Source organism: Sphingobium cloacae, from assembly GCF_002355855.1.
Lineage (GTDB): Bacteria > Pseudomonadota > Alphaproteobacteria > Sphingomonadales > Sphingomonadaceae > Sphingobium > Sphingobium cloacae.
This window is the reverse complement of the sequence record NZ_AP017655.1, coordinates 992,849-1,015,097: the sequence shown is the minus strand read 5'-3', so window position 1 is coordinate 1,015,097 and position 22,249 is coordinate 992,849. Positions and strand designations below refer to the sequence as shown.

The 22,249-nt window shown below is 65.9% G+C and carries 22 protein-coding genes; 12 read left to right on the top strand and 10 right to left on the bottom strand.

Annotated features, from left to right (window positions below; genetic code table 11):
• Window positions 1-49 precede the first annotated feature (49 nt).
• Window positions 50-787, bottom strand: a complete 738-nt coding sequence (locus tag SCLO_RS04980; RefSeq protein ID WP_066514243.1) for an SIMPL domain-containing protein — start codon at window positions 785-787, stop codon at window positions 50-52.
• Between the two features lie 140 nt (window positions 788-927).
• On the opposite strand from SCLO_RS04980, the gene SCLO_RS04975 reads away from it, so the two are divergent.
• The 4 genes from SCLO_RS04975 to SCLO_RS04960 all read left to right on the top strand — a co-directional run bounded on the left by SCLO_RS04975 (window position 928) and on the right by SCLO_RS04960 (window position 4,888).
• On the top strand, window positions 928-2,709 hold the full coding sequence (locus SCLO_RS04975; protein WP_066514241.1) for an ABC-F family ATP-binding cassette domain-containing protein: 1,782 nt from the start codon (window positions 928-930) through the stop codon (window positions 2,707-2,709).
• 58 nt (window positions 2,710-2,767) lie between these two features.
• Complete coding sequence (locus SCLO_RS04970) at window positions 2,768-3,520, top strand: VIT1/CCC1 transporter family protein (RefSeq protein WP_066514239.1); 753 nt, start codon at window positions 2,768-2,770, stop codon at window positions 3,518-3,520.
• Between the two features lie 40 nt (window positions 3,521-3,560).
• Window positions 3,561-4,106, top strand: coding sequence for a glutathione peroxidase (locus tag SCLO_RS04965; protein WP_066514237.1), 546 nt, complete (start codon window positions 3,561-3,563; stop codon window positions 4,104-4,106).
• 134 nt (window positions 4,107-4,240) lie between these two features.
• Window positions 4,241-4,888, top strand: a complete 648-nt coding sequence (locus SCLO_RS04960; RefSeq protein ID WP_066514236.1) for a trimeric intracellular cation channel family protein — start codon at window positions 4,241-4,243, stop codon at window positions 4,886-4,888.
• Between the two features lie 23 nt (window positions 4,889-4,911).
• On the opposite strand, the gene sppA is transcribed toward SCLO_RS04960, so the two are convergent.
• Window positions 4,912-6,795 carry a signal peptide peptidase SppA gene (gene sppA / locus SCLO_RS04955; protein WP_066514235.1) on the bottom strand — a complete coding sequence of 628 codons (1,884 nt, stop codon included), beginning with the start codon at window positions 6,793-6,795 and terminating at the stop codon, window positions 4,912-4,914.
• Between the two features lie 155 nt (window positions 6,796-6,950).
• Here sppA and gpmA point away from each other — a divergent pair, with 155 nt between their 5' ends.
• From gpmA to SCLO_RS04915, 8 genes are all read left to right on the top strand, one after another.
• On the top strand, window positions 6,951-7,637 hold the full coding sequence (gpmA, locus tag SCLO_RS04950) for a 2,3-diphosphoglycerate-dependent phosphoglycerate mutase (protein WP_066514321.1): 687 nt from the start codon (window positions 6,951-6,953) through the stop codon (window positions 7,635-7,637).
• A 120-nt stretch (window positions 7,638-7,757) separates the two neighbouring features.
• The gene (gene purE / locus SCLO_RS04945) at window positions 7,758-8,252 is read left to right on the top strand and encodes a 5-(carboxyamino)imidazole ribonucleotide mutase (RefSeq protein WP_066514233.1); all 495 of its coding nucleotides are present in this window, start codon (window positions 7,758-7,760) and stop codon (window positions 8,250-8,252) included.
• A 1-nt stretch (window position 8,253) separates the two neighbouring features.
• Window positions 8,254-9,324, top strand: a complete 1,071-nt coding sequence (locus SCLO_RS04940; protein ID WP_066514231.1) for a 5-(carboxyamino)imidazole ribonucleotide synthase — start codon at window positions 8,254-8,256, stop codon at window positions 9,322-9,324.
• Window positions 9,321-9,821: a dihydrofolate reductase gene (locus SCLO_RS04935; protein WP_066514230.1), complete on the top strand. Its 501-nt coding sequence runs from the start codon at window positions 9,321-9,323 to the stop codon at window positions 9,819-9,821. Before SCLO_RS04940 ends, SCLO_RS04935 begins: the two co-directional genes overlap by 4 nt.
• Window positions 9,822-9,867: 46 nt before the next feature.
• On the top strand, window positions 9,868-10,809 hold the full coding sequence (locus SCLO_RS04930) for a bifunctional riboflavin kinase/FAD synthetase (RefSeq protein ID WP_066514228.1): 942 nt from the start codon (window positions 9,868-9,870) through the stop codon (window positions 10,807-10,809).
• A gap of 38 nt (window positions 10,810-10,847) precedes the next feature.
• The gene (gene ileS / locus SCLO_RS04925) at window positions 10,848-13,733 is read left to right on the top strand and encodes an isoleucine--tRNA ligase (protein ID WP_066514225.1); all 2,886 of its coding nucleotides are present in this window, start codon (window positions 10,848-10,850) and stop codon (window positions 13,731-13,733) included.
• Complete coding sequence (gene lspA, locus SCLO_RS04920; RefSeq protein ID WP_066514223.1) at window positions 13,730-14,248, top strand: signal peptidase II; 519 nt, start codon at window positions 13,730-13,732, stop codon at window positions 14,246-14,248. The genes ileS and lspA overlap by 4 nt, the downstream gene beginning before the upstream one ends.
• The gene (locus SCLO_RS04915; protein WP_066514220.1) at window positions 14,248-14,658 is read left to right on the top strand and encodes a DUF3035 domain-containing protein; all 411 of its coding nucleotides are present in this window, start codon (window positions 14,248-14,250) and stop codon (window positions 14,656-14,658) included. Before lspA ends, SCLO_RS04915 begins: the two co-directional genes overlap by 1 nt.
• A gap of 54 nt (window positions 14,659-14,712) precedes the next feature.
• On the opposite strand, the gene SCLO_RS04910 is transcribed toward SCLO_RS04915, so the two are convergent.
• The 8 genes from SCLO_RS04910 to SCLO_RS04875 form a co-directional block, all read right to left on the bottom strand.
• A complete protein-coding gene (locus tag SCLO_RS04910; RefSeq protein WP_066514218.1) occupies window positions 14,713-15,045 on the bottom strand; it encodes an ArsR/SmtB family transcription factor in 333 nt (110 codons plus the stop codon).
• Window positions 15,032-15,487 (bottom strand): SRPBCC family protein, encoded by a 456-nt coding sequence (locus SCLO_RS04905; RefSeq protein WP_066514216.1) that lies wholly within the window; start codon window positions 15,485-15,487, stop codon window positions 15,032-15,034. The genes SCLO_RS04910 and SCLO_RS04905 overlap by 14 nt, the downstream gene beginning before the upstream one ends.
• A gap of 69 nt (window positions 15,488-15,556) precedes the next feature.
• Window positions 15,557-17,071, bottom strand: a complete 1,515-nt coding sequence (locus SCLO_RS04900; protein WP_231923349.1) for a DUF4403 family protein — start codon at window positions 17,069-17,071, stop codon at window positions 15,557-15,559.
• Between the two features lie 76 nt (window positions 17,072-17,147).
• On the bottom strand, window positions 17,148-19,079 hold the full coding sequence (gene dxs, locus SCLO_RS04895) for a 1-deoxy-D-xylulose-5-phosphate synthase (RefSeq protein ID WP_174521936.1): 1,932 nt from the start codon (window positions 19,077-19,079) through the stop codon (window positions 17,148-17,150).
• A gap of 50 nt (window positions 19,080-19,129) precedes the next feature.
• Entirely contained in the window at window positions 19,130-19,597 is a 468-nt protein-coding gene (locus SCLO_RS04890) for a Fur family transcriptional regulator (protein ID WP_066514210.1), read from the bottom strand.
• Window positions 19,598-19,647: 50 nt separating this feature from the next.
• Window positions 19,648-19,974 (bottom strand): DUF423 domain-containing protein, encoded by a 327-nt coding sequence (locus SCLO_RS04885; protein WP_066514208.1) that lies wholly within the window; start codon window positions 19,972-19,974, stop codon window positions 19,648-19,650.
• Window positions 19,971-21,782, bottom strand: a complete 1,812-nt coding sequence (locus SCLO_RS04880) for a monovalent cation:proton antiporter-2 (CPA2) family protein (protein ID WP_066514206.1) — start codon at window positions 21,780-21,782, stop codon at window positions 19,971-19,973. The genes SCLO_RS04885 and SCLO_RS04880 overlap by 4 nt, the downstream gene beginning before the upstream one ends.
• Entirely contained in the window at window positions 21,782-22,204 is a 423-nt protein-coding gene (locus SCLO_RS04875) for an iron-sulfur cluster assembly scaffold protein (RefSeq protein WP_066514204.1), read from the bottom strand. Before SCLO_RS04875 ends, SCLO_RS04880 begins: the two co-directional genes overlap by 1 nt.
• Between the last annotated feature and the right edge of the window lie 45 nt (window positions 22,205-22,249).

Genomic DNA, 22,249 nt, shown 5'->3' with positions numbered 1-22,249 from the left:
AAGCTGGCGCGACCCCTGCCGCGCCAGCTTTTTGACGTCGCGCTATGCCTTATCGGTCCAGCGCATATTGCACGGTCAGGGTTACCGACGATCCCACCTGTCCCGGTTCGACCGGCGTCGGCGCCGCGGCCGCCGCGTCCGCCTTGAAGCGGGCCGTTTGCAGCACCGGCATGGGCGGATTGCCCCCGCTGTTGCTTTCCGAGATGGAGACGAGCCGCGCCGTACGGAAACCGGCGGCCTGCGCATAGAAATCGGCCTGCGCCTTGGCGGTCTTGAGGGCGGTGGCGCGGGCCTGCGCGATCATCGGCGTGGGATCGTCGATGGAGAAGCTGGGCCCGTTGATGTTGGTCGCGCCCGCCTTCACCATCGTGTCGAGCAGCGACCCCACCCGCTTCACGTCGCGCAGCGTGACGCTCAGCTGGTTCGACGCCTCATAGCCCAGGAAGCGCGGAGCCGAATTATCGCCATCGCGGTTGCCATAATCATATTGCGCATTGAGGTTGACGCCGCTGGTCTGGATGTCCTTGCGGGCGATCCCGGCCTTGGTCAACGCCGCGATCAGCCTGTCCATCTTGGCCGCATTGTCGGTCATGGCCTGCTGGGCGGTGGGTGCGCGGGTCTGGACGCCGGTGCCGACCGTCGCGATGTCGGGCGCGGCCTCCACCGTTTCGGTGACGTTCAGCGTGACGACCGGCGCCGTCTCGGCGATGGTGACGCTGGTCTGGGCGAGCGCTGCAACGGGAAGCGCGGCAACGCCGAGCGCCATCAGGGCGAGGGCGGATTTCATGGGCTTTTCTCCTTTATAGAGCCATGCGGCCTTTTGTGACGGCTGCGATGAATGGACGCTGACATGCGTTGAAAGCCGTCAGACAGCTTTCGGTTCCATGCCTCTTGCCCATGCGCGCGCGAAGCCCTAGCTGCACGGCCATGGCAGCACCCATCCTCTCCTTTGAAAATCTGGGCCTTTCGCAAGGCACCCACTGGCTGTTCCGCCATATCGACATTTTCGTGGGCGAACGGGACCGGCTGGCGCTGATCGGCCGCAACGGCGCGGGCAAGACGACGCTTTTGAAGCTGCTGGGCGGCCAGATCGAAGCGGATGAGGGAACCCGTTCCGTCCGCCCCGGCGCGCGCGTCATCATGCTGGAGCAGGACCCGGATGTCGGCGCGTTCCGGACCTTGCGCGATTTCGCGCTGGCCGGCCGATATGCGCCGCCCGCGCATGAGGTGGAGGCGATCGCCAGCCAGCTCGGCATCGACCTTTCCCGCGAAGCCGCTACCGCATCGGGCGGGGAGCGCCGCCGCGCCGCCATTGCCCGCGCCCTGGCGAGCGAGCCGGACCTGCTGCTGCTGGACGAGCCGACCAACCATCTGGACATTGCCGCGATCGACTGGATCGAGGGGTGGCTCGGCCGCTATTCCGGCGCGTTCATCGTCATCAGCCACGACCGCGCTTTCCTGACGCGGCTGACCCGGCAGACGCTGTGGCTGGACCGGGGATCGCTCCGTCGCAACGAAATCGGCTTCGGCGGGTTCGAGGACTGGATGGAAGCGGTCTATGCCGAGGAAAGCCGCGCCGCCGAGAAGCTGGACGCCAAGCTCAAGATCGAGGCGCACTGGCTCCAGCGCGGCGTCACCGCCCGGCGCAAGCGCAACCAGGGCCGCCTGGCGCAACTGCATGAGATGCGCGCCCAACGCGCCGCGATGGTCGGGCCGCAGGGCGTGGCGAAGATCGCCGCCGCCAGCGACGACAGCAAGACGAAAAGCGTCATCGCCGCCGATCATGTCACGAAGAATTTCGGGGAACGGGCGATCATCAGGGACTTCTCGCTTCGCATCCAGCGCGGCGACCGCATCGGTATCGTCGGCGGCAACGGCGCGGGCAAGACGACGTTGCTCAAGCTGCTCACGGGCGAATTGGCGCCCGACAGCGGCTCGGTGACGCTGGCCAAAAACCTGGACATGATCTTCATCGACCAGCAGCGCAGCCTGATGCAGCCCGACAAGCGGGTCCGTGACGTTCTGGCCGAAGGCGGCGACTGGATCGACGTGCGGGGCGCGCGCAAGCATGTGCACGGCTATCTCAAGGACTTCCTCTTCGATCCGGCGCTGGCCGAGGCGAAGGTGGGCACGCTTTCGGGCGGGGAGCGCTCGCGCCTGTTGTTCGCGCGGGAGTTCGCCCGCGAATCCAACCTGCTGGTGCTGGACGAGCCGACCAACGATCTCGACCTGGAAACGCTGGACCTGTTGCAGGAAGTCATTGCCGACTATGACGGCACGGTGCTGATCGTCAGCCACGACCGCGACTTCCTCGACCGCACGGTGACGGTGACGCTGGGGCTGGACGGTTCCGGCCATGTCGATGTGATCGTGGGCGGCTATGCGGATTGGGTGGCCAAGCGCCAGCAGCGCCATGCGCCCAAGGCGGAGAAGAAGACGCCCGCCTCTCCCGCGCCGCCCCGATCCGCGCCCGCCAAGCTCAGCTACAAGGATCAGCGCGACCTCGACCTGCTGCCGCGGCGGATCGAGGAACTGGAAGCCGCCATCGCGCGCGATGAGGAGGCGCTGCACGATCCCCATCTCTATGCCCGCGACCGGCAGAAGTTCGACGCCCTCACCAGGGCCGTCGAGCAGGCGCGCGCCGACAAGGACGCCGCCGAGGAGCGCTGGCTGGAACTCGCCGAAAAGGCCGAAGGGCTAAGCGGTTGAATTTGCGATCCGCCGCTCATCTGGTAGCGGTGGAAAAGCAACAGGGAGGTCGGATCGCATGGTCGCCGGTCATCAGGCACAATCCTCGACGGGGGAAAAGGGGCAGGCCGTCGGGCCGCCCCGTCCGCATCATGCGGTCCATTATGTGAACCGGGTCGGCTGGCTGCGTGCTGCCGTGCTGGGCGCGAACGACGGCATCGTCTCCACCGCCAGCCTGCTCACCGGCATCGCGGCGTCGGGCGCGCCGGGGGATACGGTCCTGTTGTCGGGCATCGCCGCGCTGTTCGCGGGCGCGATGTCGATGGCGGCGGGGGAATATGTCTCGGTCAGCGCCCAATCCGACACGGAACGCGCCGATCTGGCCAAGGAACGCCGCGCCATCGTCCAGCAGCCCGAAGAGGAATGGGCGGAACTGCGCGACATCTATGTCGAGCGCGGCCTGTCGCCCGATCTGGCGGCGCAGGTTGCGGATCAGTTGATGGCGGCCGATCCTCTGGGTGCCCATGCCCGCGATGAACTCGGCATTTCGGACGTGACGACGGCGCGGCCGGTGCAGGCCGCGTTCACCTCCGCCGCGACCTTTTCCGCCGGGGCCATCGCGCCGGTGCTGGCCGCCGCGTTCAGTCCTGCGCCACAGGCGATCGCCGTCATCGCCCTGACCTCGTTGCTCTGCCTTGGCCTGCTCGGCTATATCGGCGCGCGGCTGGGCGGGGGGAAGCCTTTGCCTTCCATCGTGCGGGTCATATTCTGGGGGGTGCTGGCGATGGTGGTGACGGCGGGCATCGGCAGGCTTTTCGGCGCGGCCTTATAGTGGCAAGGTCCGCGCCGACCCCATTTCCAAGGAGACGATGATGAGCGTGATCCAGCAAATTCCGTTGAAGACCATCAAGGGCGATGACACCAGCCTGGGCGACTACGCCGGAAAGGTCGTCCTGGCGGTCAACGTCGCCTCCAAATGCGGCCTGACCCCGCAATATGAAGGGCTGGAGAAGCTCTATGCCGATTACAAGGACAAGGGCCTTGTCGTCGCCGGCTTTCCCGCCAATGATTTCGGCGCGCAGGAACCGGGCGGCAATGACGAGATCGCGACATTCTGCACCACCAATTTCGGCGTGGATTTCCCGATGTTCGAGAAGATCGTCGTGACCGGCCCGGAAAAGCACCCGCTTTACGCCGCGTTGACCAGCGCGTGGCCCAAGGCCGAGGGCGACGGCGACGCCTTTCGCGAAAAGCTGAAAGGCTATGGCATGGAACCCAATCCCGAACCCGAAATCCTCTGGAATTTCGAGAAGTTCGTGATCGCCAGGGACGGTTCCGTCGCGGCTCGCTTCGCGCCGACCACCGCGCCGGACGATCCCGCGCTGATCGCCGCGATCGAGGCCGAGCTGGCAAAGTGATCCCGAACGCCGCCGTTCCGACATCGGCCGGTTCGGCGGCTGGCCTTCCCATGCCGGAGGGCGCTGCGATGCGCCCGCCATGCGGGGCAGGGGCCGGGCGCGGCCATGGCGTCCCGGCCTGACGGCTTATTCCGATGCTGCCCCCTCCCGAGAATTTCACGCCGCAGATCGGCACGGTGCTGCAAGTCCTGAGCATCGTCGGTATCTTCGTGTTTGCGGCATCGGGTGCGCTGGCTGCGGCGCGCTTGCGCCAGACGCTCGTCACCTTCGCCTTTTTCGCGCTGGTGACGGGTGTCGGGGGCGGGACGGTGCGCGACCTGCTGATCGATGCGCCGGTCTTCTGGGTGCATGATGCCACGCCCGCCATCACCTGCATGGCCGCGGCCCTGCTTGTCTGGATAACGCCGCGCTCTTTCTGGAGCGACCGCGCGCTCGACTGGCTGGATGCCGTCGGCCTCGCCGCCTTCGCCGTGTTCGGCGCGGCCAAGGCGATGAGCTTCGGCATCCCGCCGTTCGTCGCCGCGATCATGGGAGTGGTGACCGGCTGCGTCGGTGGCATCATGCGCGATCTTCTGGCCGGGGAGCCCTCCATCCTGCTGCGCCCGGAGCTTTACGTGACGGCCGCCGTCGTCTCGTCCGGTTCCTTCGTACTGCTGCGCTGGGGCGGACTGGACGTGCCCATCGCCAGCGTGATCGCGGTCCTGCTAGGCTTCCTGCTACGCGCGCTGGCGATTTGGCGGGGATGGGGCCTGCCTGTCTACAGGGGCATCCGCCGGGAATAGGACCGTCCTGAACGATACGCCCTTCACCGCCACAGCGACGCGAGCATCGCGAAAAGCCCCCGCTCATCCGCGTGGCTCACCGGACGCGGTGCGCCATAGGCCCGGCATTCCAGGCAATCCGCCCTCACGCCCGCGCCGCCGACCATCGCCTTCACATCGCCAATCGCCTGCATGGCCCATTGCCGCTGGAGCATCGCCTGGCGCGCCAGCATGTCGCGGGAGCGATCCTTCCCATCATCCTCCCGCTCCAGAACGGACTGGAGGAACTGGGTGAATTTATCCGGTTCCTTTTCGATCCGGTAGGGGCGGGCCTTGGCCGGATCGAGTTTCGCCAGTTTCGCCGCTTCGGCGATGGCGTCCTCAAGCCCGCCGAAACGGTCCACCAGCCCGATCTGCCGCGCCGTGCCGCCGTCCCACACCCGGCCCTGCGCGATGGCGTCGATCTGCTCCGGCGACTTGCGGCGGGATTGCGCGACGAGGCCGACGAAGCGTCCGTAGATATCCTCGACCCCCATCTGCATGATGCGGTCGAACTCCGGCGTCGTGCCGCCCGCAAGGTCCGGCTGTCCCGATAGCGGCGTGGTCCGCACCCCGTCCGTGGTGATCCCCATCTTCGCCAGCGTGCCCTCGAAGCTCGGCAATATCCCGAATACGCCGATGGAGCCGGTGATCGTCGCCGGCTCGGCAAAGATCAGATTGGCGGGGGTGGACACCCAATAGCCGCCGCTGGCCGCGACATTGCCCATCGACACGACCACGGGCAGTCCCTGCGATTTGGCCGCCATGACGGCCCCGCGTATCTTCTCGGACGCCATCACCGATCCGCCCGGCGAATCGACCCGGACAACGAGCGCCTTCAGGTCCTTTTCCGCCAATGCCTTGTAGAGGAGGTTGGAGATGGTGTCGCCCGCCGCCGTGCCCGGCCCGGCTTCCCCGTCCACGATCTCGCCCGCGACCGTCAGGATGCCGATCTGCCCGTCATTGGCGGGTTTGCGCGCCTGGACATAGGTCGAAAGATCGATGCTGGCGAAACGGCCCGCCCGCGCGTCGGGCGATTCGCCCGCGACCTTCGCCACCCTTTCGCCAAAGGCCGCTTCGTCGCCCAGCTTGTCGACCAGCCCGGCATTTTCCGCCGCCTTGGCCAGATTGCCGCCCGCTGCCCGTGCCGCGGCGGCCGGATCGCTTGCATAGGCGGCCAGCTTCGCCCTGGGTCGGGCCTTGGCGACATCCTCCTGCCAATCCTGCCACAGCGCATCGGCCAGCGCCTGATTGGCCTGCTTCGCTTCGGGCGATTGATCGGTGCGGATGAAGGGTTCGACGAAGCTCTTGTAGGTGCCGACGCGATAGACATGGGTGTTGACGCCCAGCTTGTCGATCAACCCCTTGTAATAAAGGGAGGAGCCGCCACGCCCCATGATCGCCACGCCGCCCAGCGGGTCGAGCCATGTCTCGTTGGCATGGGCGGCCAGCTGATAGCCGTCGTCGCTATAGATGGTGGCGAAAGCGAAGACCGGCTTCTTCGCGGCGCGCACGGCGTCCAGCGCCTTGCCCACCCGCTCCAGCGCGACCTGCCCGCCGCCCATGAAGCCGTCGAGGTTCAGCACGACGGCCTTGACCTTGCCGTCGTCCTTCGCCGCCTCCAGCGCAGTCACGATGTCGGCAAGGCGATATTCCTTCATCTTCGGACCGGAACCGGCCAGCAGGGCCGTCGGATCGATTTCCGCCGGTTGCTCGACGATGGTGCCGTCCAGATCCAGCAGCAGCGCGCCGGAACGGACGCTCGCGCTCGGCTTGGGGGAAAAGGACAGCGCCGCATAGAGCAGGCCGAAGAACATCAGGAGGAGCAGCAGCACCAGCCCGTCCTTGATCGCGACCAATATGCGCCAGGCGCCTTTTACGAATGCCAAGTTGCCGGTTCCTCTTTCAAGCCTTGCCACCGGGCTATCCTATCGCCCGTCCGACTGCAATGTGGGGCGGAAGGGCGGGGCGACAAGCTTGCGCCCGCGATTTCCCGCGCTATGGGAAGCGCAACGCAAAGCCCATCGTGCAGGAGACGCGCCTCATGCCCACACTCGTCCTTATCCGTCATGGCCAGTCGGCCTGGAACCTGGAAAACCGCTTCACCGGCTGGTGGGACGTGGACGTGACCGAGAAGGGCGCGGAGGAAGCGCGCGCCGCCGGTCGGCTGATGGCGGAAAAGGGGCTGGATTTCGACCAGTGCTTCACCTCTTTCCAGACCCGCGCGATCAAGACCTTGAACCTCGCGCTGGAGGAAATGGGCCGACTGTGGCTCCCCGTCGAGAAGGACTGGCGCCTCAACGAGCGCCACTATGGCGGCCTCACCGGCCTCAACAAGGCGGAGACGGCGGCGAAGCATGGCGACGCGCAGGTCAAGATCTGGCGCCGCAGCTTCGACGTGCCCCCCCCGCCGCTGGAGCCGGGCAGCGAATTCGACCTGTCGAAGGACCGTCGCTATGACGGCATCGCCATCCCCTCGACGGAATCGCTGAAGGACACCATCGCCCGCGTGTTGCCCTATTGGGAAAGCCGCATCGCGCCGGAACTGAGGGCGGGCAGGCGCGTCCTCATTTCCGCCCACGGCAATTCGCTGCGCGCGCTGGTGAAGCATCTGTCCAACATCCCCGACGACGAGATCACGGAGCTGGAAATCCCGACCGGCCAGCCGATCGTCTACGATCTGGCGGACGACCTGACGGCGAAGGACCGCTATTACCTGTCCGAACGCTAGGATATTCCGCACACGAACCGGGGCGGAAGCAAATCCCGCATTGCCCCTTGGCGGCCCGACCGCTAAGGGGCTTTGCTTTCCGGGCAGCATGGGACTGCTCCTTGACGGGAAGCATGGGGAATGAGCGGGGATAGCGCAGCCGCGCAGGTCGGCATCATCATGGGCAGCCGGTCCGATTGGGATACGATGCGCCATGCCGCCGAAACGCTGGACGCTCTGGGCGTCGCCCATGAGTGCAAGGTCGTGTCCGCCCACCGCACCCCCCAGCGCCTCTACGATTACGCCACCGGAGCGGTCGGCCGCGGCCTCAAGGTCATCATCGCGGGCGCGGGCGGCGCGGCGCATCTGCCCGGCATGACGGCCTCCATGACGCGTCTGCCCGTGCTGGGCGTTCCCGTGGAATCCAAGTCGCTCAAGGGCATGGATTCGCTGCTTTCCATCGTCCAGATGCCAGGCGGCGTCCCGGTCGGCACGCTCGCCATCGGCAAGCCCGGCGCGATCAACGCCGCGCTGCTCGCCGCCTCCATCCTCGCCACCACGGATGCCGCGCTGGCCGAACGGCTCGACGCATGGCGCGCGAAGCAGACCAACGACGTCGCCGAGACGCCGGAATAAGATGTCGACGATCCCGCCCGGCTCCACCATCGGCATCCTCGGCGGCGGCCAGCTGGGCCGGATGATCGCCATCGCCGCCGCGCAGCTGGGCTATCGGACCCATATCTATGCGCCGGAGGATAGCGGCCCCGCCGCCGATGTTTCCTCCGGCTGGACGCGGGGCGCCTATGAGGATGCCGCCGCGCTCGCCGCCTTCGCCGATGCGGTCGATGTCGTCACCTATGAGTTCGAGAATATCGACCCTTCGGCGGTCGAGGTGCTCGCCACCCACGGCCTCGTCCGTCCGGGCGCGCAGGCGCTCCGCGTGGCGCAGGACCGCCTCGCCGAAAAGCGCTTCGTCAACGATCTGGGCGGGCTGACCGCGCCTTTCGCTCCGGTGGAAAGCCTTGCCGATCTGGAAGCCGCCATCGGACAGGTCGGCCCCCGCGCCGTCCTCAAGACCAACCGCATGGGCTATGACGGCAAGGGACAGGCGCGGCTTTCCGGCGCTGCCGATGCCTCGGCCGCATGGGACGCCATCGGCCGCCAGAGCGCCATTCTCGAAGGCTTCGTGATCTTCGAGGAGGAATTTTCGGTGATCCTCGTGCGTGCCGCCGATGGGCAGGTCCGTTTCTGGGATTCCGCCGCCAATGTGCATGTCGACGGCATCCTCGCCACGTCCACCGTCCCCGCCGGCCCCCTGATCGAAGGGCAGGTGGATCAGGCCCGCGCCCTGTCGCGTCAGGTGGCGGACGCGCTGGATTATGTGGGCGTGCTGACGCTGGAGTTTTTCGCCGGAGCGGACGGCCCCGTCTTCAATGAAATGGCCCCGCGCGTCCACAATAGCGGCCATTGGACCATTGAAGGCGCGGTAACGAGCCAGTTCGAGAACCATGTCCGCGCGATCTGCGGCCTGCCGCTCGGCGATACCAGGCTCGCGGCGGAAGAGGTGGAGATGCGCAACCTGATCGGCGCGCAGGCGCATGAATGGCAGGCGATCCTGTCCGATCCCGCCAATCATCTCCATCTCTACGGCAAGCATGAAGCGCGTCCGGGCCGCAAGATGGGCCATGTCACGCGGCTGACATTGTGAGCGAAGCGCCGGAGATCGTCCTGATCCTGGCTCGCGCCGACAATGGCGTGATCGGCCGGGACGGCGGCCTTCCCTGGCGTCTTTCCGCCGACCTCAAGCGCTTCAAGGCGCTGACCCTCGGGCATCCGATGGTGATGGGCCGCAAGACCTTTGACAGCTTGCCCGGGCTGCTGCCCGGACGCCGCCACATCGTCCTGACTCGCGATCGGGCGTGGATGGGGGAGGGCGCGGAAGTCGCACATGATGTCGATGGCGCCCTCCGTCTCGCCGCCGCGCCCGCCGTCATGGTGATCGGCGGCGCGGAGATCTATCGCCAGTTCCTGCCCTTGGCGCACCGGATCGAACTGACCGAAATCCATATCGATGCGGTCGGCGATACCGCCATTCCCTATCCCGACCCCGCCTGCTGGGAGGAAGCGTCCCGCCGGGATCATGCGGCGGCGGGCGAAGCGCCGGCCTACAGCTTCGTCACCTTCCGGCGCAGGGCCGGCGCATGATTTCGACGCATTGCGCCCGGCCCTTCCTGTCCCTATAGCCCGCGCCATGGAGCGGCTGGAGAGCGGTGCCCCTGTCCCCGCGCATCTGCGCGGCGCGATCATGGCGCTGGGCAATTTCGACGGATTTCATCGCGGTCATCAGGCCGTGGTGGCCCGCGCCATCGAATGGGCGAAGGCCGAAGGCCGTCCCGCCATCGTCGCGACCTTCGATCCCCACCCCATGCGCTTTTTCCAGCCTGACGCGCCGTCTTTCCGCCTCACCACGCTGGATCAGCGGCAGGTCCTGTTCGCCCGGGCCGGGGCGGACGCCATGATGGTCTTCACCTTCGACGCGGCCCTTTCGACGCGCACTGCGGAGGAATTCGTGCGCCTGCTGGCGCATGACATGGGTGTGGCGGGGGTGGTGACGGGCCAGGATTTCACTTTCGGCAAGGACCGGGGCGGCACCGCCGAACGCCTGACCGAACTCAGCGCCGCGGTCGGCATGGCCGCGCAGGCCGTGGCGCCCGTCATCGGCAAGGACGGCCATGTCATCTCCTCCAGTCGCATCCGTGATGCGCTGAAGGCCGGGGATTGCGAAACCGCCACCCGCCTGCTCAGCCGCCCCTTCGCCATCCAGGGCCAGGTCCAGCATGGCGACAAGCTGGGCCGCACCATCGGCTTTCCGACCGCCAATATCGACATCGGCAAATATCTGCGGCCTGCCTATGGCATCTACGCCGTGCGCGGCCTGCTGCCCGATGGCCGTGTGCTGGACGGCGCGGCGAACCTTGGCATCCGTCCCAGTTTCGATCCGCCCAAGGAATTGCTGGAGCCGCATTTCTTCGATTTTTCCGAAAGCCTCTACGATCAGGTGATCGAGGTGCAGATGATCCGTTTCCTGCGGCCGGAGGCGAAGTTCGAAGGGATGGACGCCCTGACCGCGCAGATTGCGAAGGACTGCGACGATGCGCGGCAAATCCTTGCGGGAACGCCTCACGTCGCGTAGGGCCGCGAACTTGACTGTCAGTTATTTCTCCGGACCTCATGACCGACCAGCCCGACTATAAAAGCACCGTTTTCCTGCCCGTCACCGACTTCCCGATGAAGGCGGGCCTTGCGCAGAAGGAACCGGCGATCCTCGCGCGCTGGGAGGCGATGGACCTCTATGGCAAGCTGCGCGAGCGGCGGAAGGGGCGCGAACGCTTCATCCTCCATGACGGCCCGCCCTATGCCAATGGCGACATCCATATGGGCCATGCGATGAACAAGGTGCTGAAGGACATCATCGTCCGCAGCCAGTCGCTGCTCGGCAAGGATGCGCCCTATGTCCCCGGCTGGGACTGCCACGGCCTTCCGATCGAATGGAAGATCGAGGAGGAATATCGCAAGAAGAAGCAGAACAAGGACGAGGTTCCCGCGCAGGAATTCCGCGCCCAGTGCCGCGCCTATGCGGACAAGTGGGTGGGCGTCCAGAAGGAGCAGTTCAAGCGTCTGGGCGTGATGGGCGATTGGGACGATCCCTATCTCACCATGAAGTTCGACGCTGAGGCGACCATCGTCGGCGAGCTGCTGAAATTCGCGGAAAGCGGCCAGCTTTATCGCGGCGCAAAGCCCGTCATGTGGTCCCCGGTCGAAAAGACCGCGCTCGCCGAAGCGGAAGTGGAATATGAGGACATCACCTCGACCCAGATCGACGTGGCGTTCGAGATCGTGGATGCCGCAGATTCTGGTCTGCAATCATGGGTAACTACAGCTAAAGCCGCAGGCCGATCAGTTTATGCGTTGATCTGGACTACTACGCCTTGGACGATTCCCGTTAATCAGGCGCTCGCCTATGGTGCGGACATTGATTACGTTCTTGTAGCCATCGGAAACAGCTATCTTCTGATTGCAGAAAATCTGGTTTCCGCAGTTCTGGCGAGGCTCGGCGAAAGTGCTTGGTTGTCTGAAGGTCAGGGGATATCTTTTGCATGGACCGGCAAAGGCTCCCAACTCGCCGGAGCCGTCGCCCGCCACCCGATGCACCATCTCGGCGGCTTCTTTGCCAAGCCACGCCCGCTCCTCGCTGGCGATTTCGTCACCACCGACGCGGGCACCGGCCTCGTTCACATGGCTCCCGACCATGGCGAGGATGACTTTGCGCTCTGCAAGGAAAACGGCATCAACCCGGTCTTCGCGGTCGAGGGTGACGGCAAATACCGTCCGGACTGGCTCTGGCTCGGCGGGCAGGGGAGCGTCATCAACCCCAAATTCGTCAGCAAGGACGGCCCCATCTGCACCGACCTGCGCGAAGCGGGGGCGCTGCTCGCCGCCTCGGACGATTTCAGGCACAGCTATCCCCATAGCTGGCGTTCCAAGGCGAAGATCATCTTCCGTTGCACCCCGCAATGGTTCATCCCGATGGACAGGCCGCAGGACGGCGTGCCGGTCGATGTGGACGGCAGTTTCCTGCCCACCCCCATCATCGTCGGCAACGGCCCGACGCTGCGTGACGTGGCGCTCGACGCCATCGCCCATACCCGCTGGGTGCCGGAGCGCTCGACCAACCGCATCCGCTCCATGGTGGAGGGCCGCCCGGACTGGGTGATCTCGCGGCAGCGCGCATGGGGCGTGCCCATCGCGCTCTATGTTCATCGCAAGAGCGGCGAATATCTCGTTGATAAGGCAGTCAATGAACGCATCGTCGAAGCCTTCCGGCAGGGCGGCGCGGATGCGTGGTTCGGCGCGGATCATCAGGCGCTGCTCGGCTCGGATTACGACCTCGCCGACTATGAGGTGGTGAACGACATTCTCGACGTCTGGTTCGATTCCGGCTCGACCCACGCCTTCACCGTCGAGGCGCGCTATGGCGAGGATGTCCGCGCCGACCTCTATCTCGAAGGCTCCGACCAGCATCGCGGCTGGTTCCAGTCCTCGCTGCTCGAAAGCTGCGGCACGCGCGGGCGGGCGCCCTATGACGCCGTGCTCACCCACGGCTTCGCGCTGGACGGGCAGGGGCGGAAGATGTCCAAGAGCCTCGGCAATGTCGTCGATCCGCTCAAGATCATGGCCGAGAGCGGTGCAGACATCCTGCGCGTCTGGGTCGCCAGCACCGACTATTTCGACGACGTTCGCATCGGCAAGGAAGTGCTGGCCGGATCGTCCGACGCCTATCGCAAACTCCGTAATACTTTCCGATACTTGCTTGGTGCTCTTTCCGATTTTTCTGAGGAAGAGAAAATCCCCGTCGGCGAAATGCCGGAGCTGGAACGCTACATGCTCCACCTTCTCGCCAAGCTGGACGAGGAACTGCGCGGCATCGTGGACCGGAAGGCGGGCAGCGAGAACTGGCTGGAATTCAGCCGCTATACCCGCGCGCTGATGGACTTCGCGAACAGCGATCTTTCCGCCTTCTTCTTCGACATCCGCAAGGACTGCCTCTATTGCGATGCGAAGTCGGACCCCCGGCGCCGCGCCTATCGCACCGTGCTGGACACGCTGTTCCACGCGCTCGTCCGCTACGCCGCGCCGATTATTCCCTTCACGGCGGAGGAAGTGTGGCAAAGCCGCTTCCCCGATGAGGCGGAGAGCGTCCATTTCCTGGAATGGCCCGAAGTGGACGGCCACTGGGCGAACCATGGCCTCGGCGAAAAATGGGCGGAAATCCGCGACCAGCGCGATCAGGTCAACGAAGCCATCGAGCCGCTGCGCCGGGAAAAGATCGTCCGCTCCAGCCTGGAAGCGGACGTCATGATGGGCGAACGGGTGCCGGTGGGCGACGTGGACTTCGCGGAGGTCGCGATTGTCGCCCGCGTGGACATGGGCGTGGGCGACGGCATCGTCGTCAATCCGTCCGAATGGCACAAATGCGGCCGCTGCTGGCGGTTGCTGCCAGAAGTCGAAGAAGATGGCGCGCTCTGCAATCGCTGTGACGAGGTGTTGAAGGCATGACCGTTCCCGCCGTCAATCATCGCCCGCTGGGCCTGACCGTCGCGATCGTCACGCTCGCGCTCGATCAGCTCATCAAATATACCGTCACCTATCCGCTCGCGCTCAAGAGCCGGGGCGAGGAGGGGATCGACATCCTGCCGATCTTCCGTTTGCGCTGGCTGGAAAATCGCGGCGTTTCCATGGGCTTCTTCCATGCCGACACCGATCTGATGCGCTGGCTGCTGGTCGGCATGACCATGGTCATCGCGATCTTCGTGGGCGTATGGATGTGGCGGGAAAGGGCGCGGCAGGACGTGGCGGCGCTGGGTCTCGTGCTGGGCGGGGCCATCGGCAATATCGTGGACCGCGTGCGGCTGGGCTATGTGGTCGATTATGCCGATCTGCATTTCGGCGAATGGCGGCCCTTCCTGATTTTCAACCTGGCCGACGCAGCGATCACCATTGGCGTGCTGATCCTGCTTGCGCGGGCGCTTTTGCTGCGCGAGAAGAGCGCAAAGACGGAGTCATTGAACTGATGCGTAAACTGATCCTTGCCGCTGGCCTTGTCGCCTCCCTGTCCGCTTGCGGTTCGTCGGGCCTGTTCAACCGCGACCGTCCCGATGAATTCGCGGTGTCGCGTCAGGCTCCGCTGGTGATCCCGCCCGATTTCGCGCTGGTTCCCCCGGCGCCGGGCGCACCCGCCGCCGCGACCGTCGATTCGAGCCGCGCCGCCATGGAAGCGATGTTCGGCGGGCCTTCGGCGCGCAGCGATACGGAGAACGCCGCCCTTTCCGCCGCGGGCCGCGGCAATGCCGCGCCCGGCATCCGTTCCTCCGCGGGCGATCCGGCGACGGAAGTAGTGGAGAAGGGGGAAACCACACGCGACATCATCGCCGCGCCGGAGGGCGACGGGCAGGATGCGCGGGCGTCCGTGCCCCAGCCATAATCGATGGGTGTGGGCCGGGTAAAAATTCGGCCCGTCATTCTATAAAACAAGCCATTACTGGCCGTTTTCAACAAAATCCTTGAACCGCGCCAAAGTGCCGGCCCATTGGGCGTCCACCGTGTCGAGCCAAAGCCGGGCGTCTTCGATGGCTTCCCTTCGCAGCGCGAAATGGACTTCGCGGCCGCTGCGGGTCCGCTGCACCAGCCCGGCCTGACGCAGCACGTCCAGATGCTTGGCGACAGCCTGCCTGCTGATCGGCAGGCCATCGCCCATTTGCACGATGGATCGCGCCTGTCCGTCCGCCAGTCGTGCGATGAAGCCCAATCTCGTCGCATCGCCCAAGGCGGCGAACAGACGAGCCGGATCGGGGCTTTCAACCCTCGACATAGTTTCGGATATTCCCGACCTGCTCGGCCCAGCCCCCTTCATTGTCACGCATGACGTGGGTGCGGCGCGGCTCGGGCACCTTGTCGAAGCCGCTTTCCGTGACGGTCAGGCGGGTGCCGCTCCCGGTGGGTTCCAGCACGAACTCGACCAGCGTCCATTCCGGGACCGGAACGCCGCTATCCATCCATTCCTTGTCGCCGCCGGTCGCGGGCCATTCGAAGGCGAACCGTCTCATGGGGTCGATGGCCACGATCCGGGCTTCCCAGCGATAATCCTCATAGCCGGGATAGGTCATATGTCCGGTGGAGGGCTTCCCCGGTTCAAAGGGCTGGTCGAGCGTGACGCGAAACCATGTCCCGAATTTCCAATGGTCGATCAGCGCATCCCTGACCCGCTCCACGGGGGCTTCGATTTCAATCGTCTTGACGATGGCATCGATCATCAGCAACCTCCTGGTTGCTTATATGCAAGAGGTTGCAAGGAAAGGCAACCGATAAATTGCCTTTCTGACTCAGGACTGTGGCTTATAGGCGATCCGGGCGGTCCCTTTCGCCCGGACGGGCAGATGCAGTCCTTGCCCAAAGGCTTTGATCTGCCCGATTTCCACCTGGTCCAGATCGGTGGTGATCAGGAATTCTCCCGCCCGCTTTTCGTCGATGGCGCGCCGGATTTTTCCTAATAGTTCCGCGATGTCCTTCGAGAAATTCTGGGTCAGGGATTGCGCTATCAGCGCGCCGACCGCCGGACTATTCCCCAGCGCCAGCAGCAGGTCGCCGCTCAGGGCATCGGTATTGCCCGTGACCGTCAAGGCGTCGAAATGGACTTCCGGCGAGTTGGGCGCGTTGCGGGGCATGGCGGTCATCCATATCCGGCCATGGACTTCCTGCGCCTTGCCGCCTTTCGCCGGACGGGCCGTCAATGTCAGCCCCACGGCGATGCGTCCGCCGGTCGTTCCATAGGCTTCGACCTTTTCGAATCGCGCGATGACCGGCCCGATCGCGGGCAGGTCGAAGGGCCGCTGCGATCGCTTGGTCAAGGCGCGCATGATGACGGGTTCCAACTCGCGATAGTCGGCGGTCACGGGGATGAAGAAGTGGAATTGACCGTCCGTCCGGCCGGCCGCGGGCGGCGGGAGCGGGGTGGGTTCCGTGGCATCCGGCCGGTTACCGACAAAGGTTTCGGTGATGGCTTCGATGCCCAGATTGAACCGCACCCGGCTTTCCCGCACCGTGTAGCCATTATAAAGGATCTTGATCGGCGAAACGCGCATCCAGACCGGCGGATTCTTCTCGTTCAAACTGAGAACGGCGAAGCTCTTGCGCCACAGTTGCTCGACCTGGGCGGGCACGTTGGCGCGGGCCAGTTCACGTGGCAGGTCGCGCTCCAGCGTCCCGACGATGGGCCGCAATTTCCGGTCCGCTTCATCGGTGAAGGTGATGCGCTGGCCCAGGAAATCGATGCCGGGCGCTTTGGTCCAGTCATAATGCAGGCGCACCGTCCCGCGCGGCTTCCAATCCTTGCCAAGGTCCAGTTTGATCCGCGCATGGGCCAGCGCCGAGCCGGTGGCCGTTTCCCCTTTCAACAGGCCGCCGACATCGCGCGCGCTGATCTGCGCGTGGATGGGGACATCGGCGATGATGTCCCGCCCTTCGCCCCGCAGGCGGATCGGCCCGCGCGTGACGACGCCCACGATGGTGCAGCTGATCGCGGGCGTGACGTTCAGCTTCGCGCCGAGGATCTTGACCTTCTGTGGCGGGATGCAGCGCGGGGAATGCTGATTAATCGTCCATAGCTGGCGCGGAATGGCGCGTTCCGCCGCTTGCCGGATGGCGCCGGAGTCGATGTCCACCGGCACGGAAAGGATGGAGGGTTCTTTCGGAACGGGAACGGGATCATCGGCGCGGGGCGGCGCTTCCGCCGGAGGGGGCCGGGAGCAACTGCCCGCCAGTCCTGCAAGGCCCAGCAGGACGGCATGGCGCAGCATATGCCTGTCGCCGCCCGCCGCCTTTCGTGTGGATCGCCCCATCCATTCCCCCCGCCTGAAGCGCAAAGCGCCATGTATCGCAGGACGCGCCAGACGGATTTCCGTTCCCTGCCCGGAATCAGGCCCGCGCTGTCTCCACCCCCGCGCTGTTGTGGCGCAGCGCCGTCAACACCGTGTCCACGATGCCCGCCGCATCCAGCCTGGCGTCGGCATATTGCTTTTCCGGCTTGTCCTGATCCTGGAACATGTCCGGCAGGCGCATGGTGCGCAGCTTGAGGCCATTGTCGATCAGGCCGCCGTCGCTCGCCAGCGTCAGCACATGCGCGCCCAGGCCGCCTATCGCGCCTTCCTCGACCGTGACGGCGACCTCATGGGTCGTCAGCAGGCGGCGGATCAAGGCTTCGTCCAGGGGCTTGGCGAAGCGGAGGTCGGCGACGGTGGTGGACAGCCCCTTGGCCTCCAGCGTTTCCGCCGCTTTCAAGGCTTCCTCCAGCCGCGTGCCGAGCGACAGGATCGCGACCTGCCGCCCTTCGCGGACGATCCGGCCCTTGCCGATCTCCAGCCGCTCCGGGACAGCCGGGAGCGTCACGCCCACGCCATTGCCGCGCGGATAGCGCACCGCGATCGGCCCCTCGTCGTGCAGGGCGCAGGTGTGGACCATATGCACGAGTTCCGCTTCGTCGGCGGCGGCCATCACGACCATATGGGGCAGGGTGGCGAGATAGGTGATGTCGAAGCTGCCCGCATGGGTGGAACCGTCCGCGCCGACCAGCCCCGCCCGGTCGATGGCGAAGCGCACCGGCAGATTCTGGATCGCCACGTCATGCACGACCTGATCGTAGGCGCGCTGGAGAAAGGTCGAATAGATCGCGCAGAAGGGCCGCATCCCCTCCGCCGCCAGGCCCGCCGCAAAGGTCACCGCATGCTGCTCGGCAATGCCCACGTCGAATGTACGGTCGGGGAAAGCCTCCGCGAATGCGTCGAGGCCCGTGCCGGACGGCATGGCGGCGGTGATGGCGCAAATCTTCTCGTCGCGCTGCGCTTCGGCGATCAGCGCCTTGGCGAAGACGCTGGTGTAGCTGGGCGGCCCGGGCGGGGCCTTCGCCTGCGCGCCGGTGATGACGTCGAACTTCTGGACGCCATGATATTTGTCGGCCGCCGCTTCGGCGGGCGCGTAACCCTTGCCCTTTTGCGTGACGACATGGATGAGGCAGGGGCCTTCCGCCGCGTCGCGCACATTTTCCAGCACCGGGATCAACTGGTCCAGATTATGCCCGTCGATCGGCCCGACATAATAGAAGCCCAGTTCCTCGAACAGGGTGCCGCCCATCGCCATGCCGCGCGCGAACTCGTCGGTCTTGCGGGCGGCATTGTGCAGCGGGCGGGGCAATTTGCGCGCGAGCCGCCTCGCAAGGCCGCGCAGCCCCAGAAATTCCCTGCTGGACACCAGCCGCGCCAGATAGGCCGAAAGCCCGCCCACCGGCGGAGCGATGGACATGTCATTGTCGTTGAGGATGACGATCAGCCGGTTGCCCGCCTCGCGCGCGTTGTTCATCGCCTCATAGGCCATGCCGGCCGACATCGCACCGTCGCCGATCACCGCTATGCCCTTGCCGGGCCGGTCGGCCAGCTTGTTGGCGATCGCGAAGCCCAGCGCCGCGCTGATGGAGGTGGAGCTGTGCGCGGCCCCGAACGGATCATATTCGCTCTCGGTCCGCTTGGTGAAGCCGGACAGGCCGCCGCCCTGCCGCAAGGTGCGGATGCGGTCGCGCCGCCCGGTCAGGATCTTGTGCGGATAGCATTGATGGCCCACGTCCCAGACCAGCTTGTCCTGCGGCGTGTCGAACACATAATGGATCGCCGTGGTCAGTTCCACGACGCCCAGCCCCGATCCCAGATGGCCGCCCGTCACGCCCACGGCGGCGATCACTTCCTGCCGCAGTTCGTCGGCCAGTTGCCGAAGCTGTTCGGGCTTGAGGCCGCGCAACTCCGACGGCCAGTGGATCTGGTCGAGCAGGGGCGTGGAAGGACGGTCGTTCATCGAAGACATATACTCATCAAGCCGCTAGGCCGTTCCGGGCGTGAAAGCAACGCCGGGGGTCAGGCCGCGCAGCGGGCGCAGGTGCCCAAAATCTCGATCACCGGGCGTTCCGGACGGAAACCTTCATGCTCGGCCACGGCGCGGACATCGCTTGTCACCTTGTCATCGTCGACATGCGTGGCCTGATGGCAGTTGCGGCATACCAGGAAGATGCAGTCATGATGGCAACCGGGATGGGCGTTGGCGATATAGGCGTTGGCGCTTTCCACCCGCATCGCGATGTTGTTCGCGACGAACAGGTCCAATATCCGATAGACGCTGTTGGGCGCGACCCGCTTGCCGCGCGCCCTGGATACCGTGTCCGCGATGTCATAGGCCGAAGCGGGCTTTTCCTCGGCGGCGAGGGCGTCGAAAATGGCGGCGCGCATCGGCGTCCACTGCTCGCCCTGCGTTTCGAGCGTGGCCTGCGCGGCGTCCGCCAGTCTGGCGCCGGTCGGCTCATGATGGTTGTGATGATGGTCGGCCATGGGCTTAATCTAGGCTTGCACAAGGCCCGGAGCAAGGCTTAGCCGCCGGTTCATCCCCGCCAGAAGCTCCACGCGGCCCACAGCCATCCCGCGATCATCAGGGTCCCGCCTATGGGCGTCACCGCGCCCAGCCATTTGGGGCCGCCCACCGCCATGATGTAGAGCGTCAGGGCGAAGATCGCCGCGCCGATCAGCAGCAGCGCCGCCGGTCCGCGCGCCGTCCCCGCCAGCACCAGTGCCGCGACGGCATGGACCATCTGATAGATGCCGCCCGTCCGCAGCCACTCCGCCGCTTGCGGACTGGCGGCGCCATGCGCTCCGAAAGCGCCCGCGCCGATGGCGATGGCGGCCGACAGCGCGGCCAGAACAGCGATCATGCCACTTCCTCCCCTTCGCCCCGCGACGCCAGATTCATCCGCTTGCCGGGCCGATAGATCAATTCCTTGGCGACCGAAAGATCGCCATGCTCCCTTTGGACGGCCAGCCGCTGCTGGTCGTTCTCGCGATATTGCTCCACCACTTCGTCGATTTCCGCCTGCGGGACGCCCAGCGTCTCCATGGCCTGTATCCCCATGCAGATGGCCGATTCGAACACTTCGCGGATCACGCCCGCCAGGTCCATGTCCTGCAATTCCAGCAACTGCCGCCGGTCGAAGGCGCGGGCCAGGATAGCCGCTTGCGGGAATGTCTCGGCGATCGGTTCCAGCACCCGGCTGTCGAGCGACGGATCGTCGATGCAGAAGGCGATCAGCCGCGCCTCGTCCGCGCCCGCCCGGCGGAGCAGGTCGATGCGCGTGCCGTCGCCGTAGAAGACTTCCACGTCGAACCGGCTCGACAGTTCGATCTGCGCGGGTTTCCTGTCGATCAGGACGACGCCGAAGCCATGCCCGGCCAGCATCTGCGCGACCGTCTGGCCAAAGCGGCCATAGCCCACCACGATGGCGGTGCCGCGCGGCGCCTGATCGGGATCGCGAAGCGAGGCGTTGACCTTGGGTCTTGCAAATTCGAACCGCGACGCGAACAGCATGAGGAAGGGCGTGGTCGCCATGGAAAGCGTGACGATGGCGCTGAACAGGCTGGCAGCCTGCGGGGCGATCAGGTGGGCGTTCTGCGCCTGCGCGAACAGCACGAAGCCGAACTCGCCGCCCTGGCTGAGCAGCAGGCCCGCGCCCAGAGCCTGCCGCCAGTCCATGCCGAACAGGCGCGCCAGACCCGCGATCAGGATCGTCTTGGTCACGACCAGCGCCGCCGCCATGCCGATGACGAACAGCGGAAAGGCCGCCACCGTCCGCAGATCCAGCACCATGCCGACCGCCAGGAAGAACAGGCCGAGCAGGATGGAACGGAACGGCTCGACATCCGCCTCTATCTCATGGCGATAGGGCGAATCGGCCAGCATCACGCCCGCCACGAACGCGCCCAGCGCGGTCGAAAGGTGCAGCGCATGCATCAGTGACGCCGCCGCCAGCACCGTGAACAGGCCGACCGCGACGAACAGCTCCCGCTCGCCCAGCCGCCCCACCAGTTGCAGCAGCGGACGCAGCAGGAAGCGGCCCGCCAGCACCAGCCCGGTGATCGCCGCCAGCGTATAGACGGTCAGAAGCCAGCCCGGCGGCCCCGCCGCGTCCGCCGGATTGCGGGACAAGGCGGCGATGATGGTGATGAGCGGGACGATGGACAGGTCCTGAAACAGCAGGATCGAAAACACCTTCTCGCCGAAGGGCGAGTTGATGCGGCCGCTATTCTTGAGGCCGGGCAGCACCTGCGCCGTGGAGGACAGCGCCAGCGGCAGGCCCAGCGCGATGGCCGCGCCCCAGCTGAACCCGGTCGAATAGAAGATGAGGCCCGTCAGCGCCACGCCGCACAGGACCACCTGCGCCAGGCCCAGCGCGAAGATGTCGCGTTTCAGCCGCCACAGCCGCGCCGGATGCAGTTCCAGCCCGACGAGGAACAGCAGCAGCACGATGCCGATTTCCGCGATGGCGAGCTTCGATTCCGCCCCGCCGACCCATCCCAGGCCCTGCGGTCCCACCAGCGCGCCCGCGATCAGATAGCCCAGCACCGCGCCCAGCCCGAAACGCCGGAACAGGATGACGAAGAATACCGCCGCGCCCAGCAGGATGACGCCATCGGTCAAGAGGATATCGGTGGCGGACAAGGCGGCTTCGGGCGCTTGCGGACCCATCAGGCGCCGGCCTGCCGGGCCGCTTCGGCCACGGCTTCGAAACCGAGCCGGATGGACGGATGGCGCGCGGGATAGTCCCTCGCCGGGGCCAGCACCCCAAGCCCCGGCCAGAAATCCAGATCGTCGCTTTCGCCCGCCAGGAAAGCGGTCAGCCGGTCGCGCGCGTCCGCCAGTTCATCGGCCGTCCGGCCGATCGCATGACCCGCCATCAGCGAAGCGGACGCCTGGCCCAGGGCGCAGGCTTTGACATCCAACCCGATGTCGGCCAGCCGCCCGTCCTCCATCCGCACATCGGCGGTGATCCGCGACCCGCAGGTCGGCGAACGCCGTTCCACGCTCGCCTGCGCGTCGGGCAGGCGCGCATGATGGGGAATGCTGGCCGCCAGCCGCAATATGTCCTTGTTGTAGAGAGGCGCGCTCATCGGCTGTTATCTAGGGCAGGAAAGGCTTCGGGTGAAGGGCCGGGC